This window comes from Skermanella sp. (assembly GCF_059503625.1).
The window spans coordinates 1-10,689 of the sequence record NZ_JCACHA010000734.1; the positions used below are offsets into that span (position 1 = coordinate 1).

Below are 10,689 nucleotides of genomic sequence, written 5' to 3' on the forward strand. Positions count from 1 at the left end.
GTCGAGCGCCAGCCCCAGCGCCGGTCCTTCCACCCCATGTTCCGCCAGCACGGCCGCGACATGGGCATGATGGTGCTGGATCGGGACCGCCGGCAGGCCGAGCCGTTCGGCGAAGCGGGTGGAGTGGAAATCGGGGTGCAGGTCGTGGGCGACCGCCACCGGCTCCACCCCGAGCACATGAAGCAGGTGACCGACGGTCTCCTCCAGGAAGTCCACGGTCGCCGCGTTGTCCAGATCGCCGATATGCTGCGACAGGAACGCCTCGCTCCCGCGCGTCGCGCAGACCGTGGATTTCAGGTGCCCGCCGACCGCCAGAACCGGCGGAACGGCGCGGGGAAGCCGGATCGGCACCGGCACGAACCCCCGGCCGCGCCGCAGAAAGGCGGGAGCGCCCGCCACCATCCGCACGACCGAGTCGTCCGCCCGGACCACGATGTCGCGATCGTGGTCGACCACGGCATCCGCGATGCCGGCCAGCCGCCGGTGCGCCTCCTCGTTGCCGATCGCAAGGGGTTCGCCGCCGGGATTGGCCGAGGTCATGACCAGCGTCAGATCCTGAACCTCGTCCAGCCATCCGGTACCGGACGGCCGTCCGGCGGCCTCGTGGAACAGCAGGTAATGCAGGGGAGTGTAGGGCAGCATGACGCCCAGCCATGCCAGATCGGGCGCTATGGCGGGAGATACTACGGGTGTCAGGGGCGGCGCATCGGCCCGGCGGCGCAGCAGCACGACGGGCCGGGCCGCACTCTCCAGCAGCCGGCGCTCATCGGCGTCCAGGTGGACGAACCGCGCGGCCGACCGCGCGTTGGCGACCATCAGGGCGAAGGGCTTGCCGTTCCGCTGCTTGACCCGCCGCAGCCGCTCGACCGCATCGCCACTGGCGGCGTCGGCGGCCAGATGGAAGCCGCCCAGGCCCTTGATCGCGACGATCCGCCCGGCGGATAGATGGTCCAGGATCTCCTCCGGCGGATGCGACAGGCGCGGCCCGCAGGCCGGGCAGGCCGTGGGCTGCGCGTGGAACCGGCGGTCGGCGGGATCGCCGTATTCGGCGGCGCAGGCCGGGCATAGCGGAAACCCGGCCATCGAGGTTTGTTGCCGGTCGTAGGGCAGCCGGCGCGTGATCGTGTAGCGCGGGCCGCAATGGGTGCAGTTGAGGAAGGCGTAGCGGTAGCGGCGGTCGGCGGGGTCGAACAGTTCCGCCAGACAGTCCGGGCAGACCGCGGCATCGGGACCGATGCCCGTGGCCATGCCGCCGCCCGTCCGGCTGTGCCGGATCTCGATCCCGCTCTCGCCGGGCAGCAAGGGCACAGGCTCCACCTCCACCGCGTCGATCCGGGCAAGCGGCGGCGCTTCGGCCGTCAGCGCTGTCAGGAAGTCCGCGGCCGCAGCCCCCTGCACCTCTAGCAGGACGCCTTCCGCGTCGTTCAGCACCCAGCCGGTCAGGCCGAAGCGGCGGGCGAGCGTGAAGACATGCGGCCGGAAACCGACGCCCTGGACCTGTCCACGGACGCGGACACGGATGCGTCCGTCTTCGCTCTGGCTGTCTTCGTCCTTCGCCATTCACCCGGCTTCGGCTTCGGTCACCACGTCAGGGCTTGAATCTTCCTGATCGTGGCCACGTCGTCCAGCTTCCTGTCGGATTGGGCCTGACTGAAGATCTGAAGCAACTGGTTCAGCTTGCTGGCGACCGGGCCGGCGGTCGGGCGCGGGAAGGTCATGCCGGGGACGGCATCCGACAGCCTTTGCCTGATCTCGCGCAGCTCGGCGATGGTCCGTTCGCTCAAGCCGCCGACGGCATCGCGCGTCAGGTCGGCGGCTTCCACCAGAAGCTCCATCACCTCGCGGTCGTTCATGGGACGATGGGACGGGACCGGCGCATCGCCTTCCGCCGACTTCGAAGCTCCCGCCGCCGCCGGCGAAATCAGTTGAAGAAGCGGCCCGACATGGTCCTTGAGAATATCGGCGGAAACGATGGACAGGCCTGACCGGCCGTTGATCGCCCCAAGCTTTGCCGCGTAGTCATTGATCAGTATCCGCGCCTTGCTCATCGAGCATGCGGCGATCGGCGCCGCCATGTCAGCTTCAAGATAAACGGGAATATGCCGGATCGACGAAAACCCCACGACGACGCCCTCAGTTGTTGCGTCGGCATATTGGGACGAATTCTTTTAAAAGTGATTACCGTCCGATCGGACTCCGCACTTCTACTTCAGTGCGGCGATCCGCTTCGCCAGATCGCCCAGGCCGACGGCGTCCTCCATCCGGCCCCGGCGGACAAGCTGCTGCCGGTACTGCTGAAGCATGGCCAGCACGGCGACGGTGTCGGTGACGCCGGGCAGCGGGTGCCCCTGCGCGTCGGTCACCGTGATGCCCAATGCCGCGATGGCTTCGGCCACGAGGTTGACGGCATCCAGCACCTCGCCGTCGTTTCCGTCCGATGCTCCCAGCAGGGGCTCCATCAGATCGGATAGCGGAACTCCCTGACCTCTCTCACGCACGTTCGATACGATCCCTGACAATTGCTTCCGACATTCGCTTGCTACGCTGCCTTGAAAACGAAGCCGCTCCGGCGCCGTGTCACGGGCGCCGGAGCGGCGACATCATCCATTTAGCCCGGATGCCGGCGATGCCAAGGAGTTCCCCCGGCAAGGCCGCCATGCGAGAAAGCGGCTATTCGATTCGAGCCGCCACGTAGCTGCCCGGCGCGTCTTCCAGCACGGGCAGTTCGCCGGACCCCGGCTGGCGGGCCGGCACCTTGCCCTCGCCGTAGCCGCCGACCCAGGCGTTCCATTCCGGCCACCACGAGCCTTCGGTGCGGGCCGCACCTTCCAGCCAGCTGTCGGGAGCCGCCGGCAGGTCGGCGCCGGTCCAGTAGCAGTACTTGTTGGCGGCCGGCGGGTTGACGACGCCGGCGATATGGCCCGACGCCGACAGCACGAACTTGACCGGCCCGCCGAACACCTGGGTCGCCGCATAGGTCGACTTCCACGGGGCGATGTGGTCCTCGCGGGCGGACAGGAAGAAGCACGGCGTCTCGATCCGGCGCAGGTCGATCGGCTCGCCCGCCAGCGTGACGGCGTCCGGCTTCGCCAGCAGGTTCTTCTGGTACATGTTGCGCAGGTAGAAGCTGTGCATGGCCGCCGGCATGCGGGTGTTGTCGCTGTTCCAGTACAGCAGGTCGAACGGCAGCGGCTCCTTGCCCAGCAGGTAGCTGCTGACCACGAACGACCAGATCAGGTCGTTGGCGCGCAGCATGTTGAACGACGACGCCATGGCGGAGCCGTCGAGATAGCCCTTCTCCGCCATGCCGGCTTCGATGCTGGAGATCTGCTCCTCGTCGATGAAGACCGACATCTCGCCCACGTCGGAAAAGTCCGTCATGGTCGTGAAGAAGGTCGCCGACGCGATGCGGTCCCGGTCCTTGCCGCCGTCCTTGCGGCTCAGGTAGGCCAGCGTGGACGCCAGCAGCGTGCCGCCCAGGCAATAGCCGACCGCATTGATCGACCTCTCCCCGGTCGCCTTCCCGATCTGGTCGAGGGCGTCCAGCGGACCTTCGAGCATGTAGTCCTCGAAGCTCTTCGCGGCGAACCGCCCGTCCGGATTGACCCAGGAGATCACGAAGACGGTATGGCCCTGATCGACCGCCCACTTGATGAAGCTGTTCTTTTCGCGCAGGTCCAGGATGTAGAACTTGTTGATCCAGGGCGGCACGATCAGCAGCGGACGCTTGTTCACATCAGCCGTGGTCGGCGTGTACTGGACCAGCTGCATCAGGTCGTTCTGGTAGACGACCTTGCCGGGAGTCGTCGCGATGTTCCGGCCGACCTGGAAGGCGTCGAAATCGGTCATCTTCGGCGACATCCGGCCATGGCCGCGGTCCATGTCCTCCAGCATGTGCTGGATGCCGCGCACCAGGTTCAGGCCGCCGCTCTCCACCGTGGCGCGCAGCACCTCGGGGTTGGTCAGCGGGCTGTTGGTCGGAGCCAGGGTGTCGATCAGCTGGCGCGTATAGAACTGGACCTTGCGCGCCATGTGCGGGTCGAGCGCCTTGGCGTCGCCGATGCTGTCGGTCAGGAAGCGGGACCACAGCAGGTACAGCTGCTTGACGTTGTCGAGGGCAGCGACCTCCGTCCAGTCGGCGTTCGAGAAGCGGCGGTCGCCCTTGTCCGGCACGATGACCGGCAGGGGCGCCTCCCCCAGCAGGCGGCGCGCCGTGTTGCGCCACAGCCTGCCGCAATCGAACAGCAGGTCGGTCTGCGCCGCCAGCATGCGGAACGGATCGGCCATCACCGAGCGCGCGGCGGCCAGCGCCACGTCGCCGATGTGCAGCGGATCGGATGAGACCTTTCCGCCGGACCCGGCCTTGCCGGCCGCCTCGGCCAGGATGTGATTGCCGTGCTCGACGATCTGGCTCAGGGCTTCCGACATCGCGGCGGCGTCGGGGAGGTGAGCTTCGGGGAAAGTGGTCTGGGAGGTCATGATCTCAGCTCAACCGATGATGTTGTAGCCGCCGTCGATATAGACGAGCTGGCCGGTCACCGACTTGGCGGCATCGGTCGCCAGGAACGCGGAGTAGGAACCGACTTCCTCGATGGTGGTCAGGTGATGGGTCGGAGCCCGCTCCGTCGCCTTGACCATCAGGTCGTCGAAATGGTCGATGCCGGAAGCGGCGCGGGTCGCCAGCGGGCCGGGGCTCAGCGTGTTGACGCGGATGCCCTTGGGACCCAGTTCGGCCGCCAGATAGCGGGTGACGCTTTCCAGCGCCGCCTTGACCGGCCCCATGATGTTGTAGTGCTCGACGACCTTCTCGGCGCCGAAATAGGACACGGTCTGCATGCTGCCGCCGCCGGCCTTCTCCATCAGCGGCTCGGCCAGTCTGGCCATCCGGATGAAGGAATGGCACGAGACGTCCATGGCGTTCATGAAGCCGGTGCGCGAGCAGTCGATCACCCGCCCGTGCAGGTCCTGCATCGGCGCGAAGGCGATGGAGTGCAGGATGAAGTCGAGCTTGCCCCAGGTGCGATCGATCTCGGCATAGACGGCTTCCAGCTCGTTCTCGGCCGTGACGTCGCAGGGCATGACGATCGACGCATCCAGTTCCTCGGCCAGCGGGCGCACGAAGCGCTCGGACTTGGGGTTCAGGTACGTCACCGCCAGTTCGGCGCCCAGGTCGCGATAAGCCTTGGCGCAGCCATAGGCGATGCTGCTGGCGTTGGCGATGCCGACGACCAGGCCGCGCTTGCCGGAAAGGTCGGGAACGCGGACGGCGCGAACGGCAGCGCCGACGGCGGGGGAGATGGTGTCAGGCATCGCTAGGCTCCTAGTCTGAAAGTGTCGGGGTCTGAAAGTGTCGGGGTCTTGAGAATTCGGGGGCGCCGCGAACGGCGCCGGGGTCGGAGGAACCGAAGGGCTCAGGCGCCCCTGCGGGCATGGGCGACCAGGACGGCGACGGCGCAGGACGCGACGCGGGTGCGTTCGTCGTCCGACCGGCTGGTCAGCACGATCGGGCAGCGGGCGCCCATCACGACGCCGGCCCCGTCGGCCTGGGCGATCTTGGACAATTCCTTCGCGACCATGTTGCCGGCCTCGAAATTCGGGACCAGCAGGATGTCGGCGCGGCCCGCGACCTCGCTCTTGATGCCCTTGATGCGGGCGGCTTCCGGATCGACCGCGTTGTCGAAAGCCAGCGGACCGTCCACGACGGCGCCCCGGATCTGGCCGCGTGCCGCCATGACCGTCAGCGACGCGGCGTCGAGCGTGCTCGGAATTTTGGAGCTTACGGTCTCCACGGCGGACAGCACCGCGACACGCGGCACGTCGATGCCCAGCACGTGGGCAAGGTCGATCGCGTTCTGCGCGATGTCCACCTTCTCGTCCAGCGTCGGGTACATCAGCACGGCGGCGTCCGTCACCAGCAGCGGGCTGATCCGGCCGGGGACGTGCATGACGAAGACGTGGCTGACCTTGCGTCCGGTGCGCAGGCCGGAGTCCCGGCGGACCACTTCGCCCAGCAGGATGTCGGAATGCAGGTTGCCCTTCATCAGGGCCTCCGCCTGTCCATCGCGCACCAGGGCGACGGAGGTGGTCGCCGCGGTGACCGGGTCGGCGGCCGGGACGATGACGGCGGCCGACAGGTCCAGCCCGTGGCGCTCGGCGACGGCGCGGATGACGGTCTCGGGGCCGACCAGCACGGGAACGATCAGGCCGGCGTCCGCCGCCTCAATGGCGCCGCGCAGCGAAACCTCGTCGGTCGGGAATACGACGGCGGCGCGGATCGGTTCCAGACCCTGGCACTTCGCCAGCAGGGCGTCGTGTCCCGCATGATCCAGGACGCGCAGTTCATGCAGGTGGATGCGCGGGCGGATCACTTTATGGGACGGGGCGATCACCGTGGCGTCGCCGCTCAGCACGACTTCGCCGGCCTGGTTGGCGACTTCGCAGCCGAAGACGACGATCTTCTTGTCGTCGCGCTTTTCCTTGGCGGTGACGGTCGCGGTGATCCGGTCGCCGGGCCTCACCGGACGGCGGAACTTGAGGTCCTGGCTCAGATAGATGGCGCCCGGACCGGGCAGGCAGGTGCCGAGCACGGCGCTGACGATCGAGGCCGACCAGATGCCGTGGCCGATCACGCCCTTGAAGATCGTCTCCGCCGCGTAGGCGGCGTCGAGATGGGCGGGGTTGGTGTCGCCGGAGACCCGGGCGAACAGCTCGATGTCCTTATGGTCGAGCACGCGCGACAGCGACGCCGTCTGGCCGATGGCGATCTCGTCATAGGTTACGTTCTCAAGGAGTCCCGAAACGACTGGGGCTGAGACGGGCTTTTCCGGTTGGAAGGTATCCATAATATCGATCCAATTTCTTGCTCTCGGAGCATGCTCCCAGGTCGTGACGACGCGAATTCGCCCTCACGGTCCGGAAAGCCGCATGCCCCTTCGACTTAAGGTCCCGGCGCGTTCAGCGCCATGCCGCAATTTTGCACTGCAACATAAAAAGTTGGTTAAACAAAATCGGCCTAAAAAGGCTGTCTTTGCATTATTGATCTAGATCAAATCTTAAATGACAGAAGTATTAAAACTGCCGCCGTTTTGCATACAAAGTCATCGCTCTAATTTTGGGCTGAAGATCAAGTATCGAGCAAAGGCGCCGCATCCCGGCGGACACAGCCTCGAATCAAGGTCCCGACATCCTGCTCCCGGTGCTTTGCGGCTGGCGGTCCGGGCAGGTTTGGGCGCATCATCGTCATCCCCTGCCCGATACGCGGAGCGTGCGGGTCAAGGGGGCGCCGCCACGGGGAGATGGCCGCGCCGCTTCCGGATGGGCCGAACCCAGAGGACGAACATATGACGCAAGCGGACCATGATATCCGTCTCAGTTCCAGGCAGATGGAAGGCATGTTCACCACCACGGCGCTGGGCAAGCACTTCGCCATCGGCGTCGATGCCACCGACCCCACGTTCGAGGCCGGCATCGCGACCCTGCTGGAAGGCAACGGCGGCTTATGGCACGCCTGCGGCGAAAGCTTCGACGCGGCTGTTCTGTCCCGTCTCGGCGATCTGATCAAGGCGACGAAGGCGACGCTGGGGCAGTGCGGCAAGCCCCAGGGAAGCCACAAGGGTGAGCACGGCTACGCCTTCCGCAGTGCGTCCGCCGTGCTGCCGCAGATAGCGCCGCTGCCCCACGGGACGGTTCAGTCCCGGTTCCAGCACGTGGTCGCCGGCGAGACCTTCACGATGGTCCTGGGCGCCCGCGGCGCCGACGACCGGCATATTCAACTATGCCTGCTGAGCGAACGCGCCGGAACGGACCGGCCGCTGGTCCGCTTCGGCAGCGAATGGATCGACGACCTGGAGGAAGTCACGGCGGCGGCGCTGGCCTGATGCGCCTCAGGGCTGTTTTGGGGAGTGGGTAGCCGTAGGTCGGTGTAGAGCGAAGCGGCACCCGACAAGCAGGAGCGTCGATGCCGGGTGCCGCTTCTCTCTACACCGGCCAATTGCCGGATTGTCCCGCTTACGCCGCCAGATAATCGTCCTGATGATGTCCGCGGGGAACGCCGATCAGGGCCAGCATGGCTTGGGCGTAATCGATGGGTGCGGTCTGGTGGGCGCCGTCGTGACCGTGAGCGGCCCCAGGGTGGAGCGCACCGGCGTGATGCCCTGCGCCGTGCTTTCCGGCATTTCCGGCCAGTGCCGTGAAGTCCAGCGCATCGGAAGCGGAAGCCGAGACGCCGGCGACCTGGCCCGCGGCGGAAGAGGCCGTGGCGGAGGGTGCGTCGATCAGGTCGATCTTGACGTTCTTGCTGCCGACGGTGACGGTTCGAACGATCGGGGCCGCCAGACCGCCTTCGGAGAACGTCACCTTATAGGTGCCGGGAGCGACCGCGATGTCGTACCCGCCGGCGGCGCCGGTGATGTCGGTCACCGTGACCGGAGTGGCCGTTCCGGTGGAAACCGCCGAAACCTTGATGCCGCCGCGTCCCTCGCCGGGCGTGTAGAAATTGTTGTCGTTGCGGTCGTCATAGGCGACGCCGGTGATGAACGACGCGGTGCCGGTCCTGGCGAAATCCTCCGTCACCATCGACGCGTTGTAGGCGCCGAACTTCCCGAACTCGACGCCGGTGCCGATTTCCTTGAAGTTGTCGTTCAGGATATTGACGCGGTGCCCCGGACTTTTGAACAGTGAGTCGTGCCGCGCCTGGGTATGCGTCAGCTGGTTGATCGTGCCTGAGCTGCCGCCCCAGGAAATGTTCTCGCCCGCCGTCCAGCTGCCGGACAAGACATAGCCTTCGGCCTTCATGCGGGTCGTGAAGCTGGATCCGCCGGCGCCCGTGTGTGAAAAGGTATCGGTATCGAGCATCCATTTCGAATGATTGTGGGCGGCGTCCACGAGGTCGCCGTCGAAGGCGAGCGGCTGCTTGGCGGTCGTGGAGATCTGGCCGGAGTTCAAACCCTGGTTCAGCGTGATACCGAGCCTGGAAGCCTCGGCGGTCGGGTTGGCGCGGGCCTTGTTAATCAGCTCAAGCAAAAATTGATCGTATGCGGTAGGTTCGGGCATTGCCATTTCCATATCTGGATTGATGCCGAATTGCTACTTTGACTTGCCTTTTTGAGTCAAGTTTGAGGGTGAGACAAGTTTAAGTAACTGCATGAGCGAATTTTAGGCAGATCATCCCTCATGAGAAGCGACCGGTGCGGGGCTGACTTCGATCGGGACTTCGACGCTGAAGCGCGACCCATGGCCGACGCGGGATGACACGCTGACCTCGTGATGCAAGGTCACGGAGATCCGGCGCACGATGGCCAATCCCAGACCGGCGCCTTCCCTGGCATCGGAAGCGTCGTGCCCGATCTGGTAGAATTCGCGGAAGATATGACTCAGCTTGTCGGCGGGAATGCCGATGCCTGTGTCCTGGACGTCGATGCAGGCGCATTTTCCGCGCCGCCGGCAGCCGACCAGGATTCGGCCCTTGTCGGTGTAGCGGATCGCATTGGCGATGAGGTTCCTCAGCATCCGGTCCAGCAGCATCGGATCGCTGCGAACGGACAGGCTGGTCGGCACGACGGTCAGCCGCAGCCCCTTCTCGGCAGCCAGCGGCGCGAACTCATCGTCCAGACGCCGCAGGAGATCCTGGAGACGGATCGGCATGATGACCGGATCGAGCGTCTCGGTCTCCAGCTTCGACAAATCCATCAGGGCGTCCAGCATCGTCGTGTATTCGGTCATGCTCTGCCGGAGCTTCTCGACAAGGGCGCGGGCCGCCGGATCGGCGACACGGTTCCCAAGCAGGGTGACGAACAGGCTCATGGCCTGTATCGGCTGCCGCAGATCATGGCTGGCTGCCGCGAAGAGACTGGATTTCGCGGCACTGATCCGCTCCGCTTCCTGTTTGGCCGCTCTCAGGCGCTCCTCGGTTTCCCGCCGGGCCGTCACGTCCTCGACCATGCCGAGGACGCCGATTATATCTCCCGTTCCGGACCGGAGCGGCAGTTTCAGCTTTTCTACGTCCAGGCTCCTGCCGCTCGACCATGTGACCTGCTGTTCCACCTTGCGTAGCACCCGGCCGCTCCGCACCACTTCCTGGTCTTCCCGGTGCAGGGTCCTGGCGAGTTCGGGATCGAAGAGGTCGAAGTCCGACAAGCCGGCGATTTCACCGGGATCGGCAAGTCCAGTCGCATCGGCGAAGGGCTTGTTGCAGCCGACGTACCGGGAATGGGCATCTTTCCAGAAGATACCGTAAGGGAATTGATCGAGTATGGACTGGAGGCCGGCTCCATCGCCGCCGCCGCTCCCGGCCGGTTCCGGGCGGGCCTGCTCGACCGCATGGCACAGGATGGCGCAGGGCCGCCCATCCGATCCGGCCAGCGGTTCCAGCACGACGTCGAACCGCCGGCCGTGGATGACGCCCTCACGATGAACCGGCTTTCCGGAAGTAATCACGATCCTTGCCGCCGTCTCCCAAGGGATGCCGCCATCGGCAGGAAAGCCATCGAAGAACCTTTCACCGTCGGCATTCTTCTTCCTAAAAGCTTCCGGGCAGGCACGAAGCAGCTCGGCCGAGCGCCGGTTCATGGCAAGCGTGCGACCGTTGGGATCGAGTAGCAGGGCCGGGTCTTTCAACAGACCGATGACTGTCCGCAGAGCCTCGATATCATACGTCAAAGCTCGCACTCCTTGTCACGGAATTCTCTGACG

General features: G+C 65.8%; 9 protein-coding genes. 1 reads left to right on the plus strand and 8 read right to left on the minus strand.

What is annotated here, in order from left to right; translation table 11 throughout:
• The 6 genes from hypF to AC5JJ6_RS25025 form a co-directional block, all read right to left on the minus strand.
• Window positions 1–1,560: carbamoyltransferase HypF (gene hypF / locus AC5JJ6_RS25000; protein WP_496044663.1), on the minus strand; the 1,560-nt coding region annotated here is incomplete at its 3' end.
• 20 nt (window positions 1,561–1,580) lie between these two features.
• Entirely contained in the window at window positions 1,581–2,075 is a 495-nt protein-coding gene (locus AC5JJ6_RS25005) for a hypothetical protein (protein ID WP_496044664.1), read from the minus strand.
• A 129-nt stretch (window positions 2,076–2,204) separates the two neighbouring features.
• Complete coding sequence (locus tag AC5JJ6_RS25010) at window positions 2,205–2,498, minus strand: hypothetical protein (protein ID WP_496044665.1); 294 nt, start codon at window positions 2,496–2,498, stop codon at window positions 2,205–2,207.
• Between the two features lie 172 nt (window positions 2,499–2,670).
• Window positions 2,671–4,479 carry a PHA/PHB synthase family protein gene (locus AC5JJ6_RS25015; RefSeq protein ID WP_496044666.1) on the minus strand — a complete coding sequence of 603 codons (1,809 nt, stop codon included), beginning with the start codon at window positions 4,477–4,479 and terminating at the stop codon, window positions 2,671–2,673.
• A gap of 9 nt (window positions 4,480–4,488) precedes the next feature.
• A complete protein-coding gene (gene fabI, locus AC5JJ6_RS25020; RefSeq protein WP_496044667.1) occupies window positions 4,489–5,310 on the minus strand; it encodes an enoyl-ACP reductase FabI in 822 nt (273 codons plus the stop codon).
• A gap of 101 nt (window positions 5,311–5,411) precedes the next feature.
• Window positions 5,412–6,842 carry a bifunctional enoyl-CoA hydratase/phosphate acetyltransferase gene (locus AC5JJ6_RS25025; RefSeq protein ID WP_496044668.1) on the minus strand — a complete coding sequence of 477 codons (1,431 nt, stop codon included), beginning with the start codon at window positions 6,840–6,842 and terminating at the stop codon, window positions 5,412–5,414.
• 498 nt (window positions 6,843–7,340) lie between these two features.
• Here AC5JJ6_RS25025 and AC5JJ6_RS25030 point away from each other — a divergent pair, with 498 nt between their 5' ends.
• Window positions 7,341–7,877 (plus strand): hypothetical protein, encoded by a 537-nt coding sequence (locus AC5JJ6_RS25030; protein WP_496044669.1) that lies wholly within the window; start codon window positions 7,341–7,343, stop codon window positions 7,875–7,877.
• A gap of 130 nt (window positions 7,878–8,007) precedes the next feature.
• On the opposite strand, the gene AC5JJ6_RS25035 is transcribed toward AC5JJ6_RS25030, so the two are convergent.
• The gene (locus tag AC5JJ6_RS25035) at window positions 8,008–9,021 is read right to left on the minus strand and encodes a CAP domain-containing protein (RefSeq protein ID WP_496044670.1); all 1,014 of its coding nucleotides are present in this window, start codon (window positions 9,019–9,021) and stop codon (window positions 8,008–8,010) included.
• Window positions 9,022–9,162: 141 nt separating this feature from the next.
• The gene (locus tag AC5JJ6_RS25040; RefSeq protein WP_496044671.1) at window positions 9,163–10,656 is read right to left on the minus strand and encodes a PAS domain-containing sensor histidine kinase; all 1,494 of its coding nucleotides are present in this window, start codon (window positions 10,654–10,656) and stop codon (window positions 9,163–9,165) included.
• Window positions 10,657–10,689: the final 33 nt, after the last annotated feature.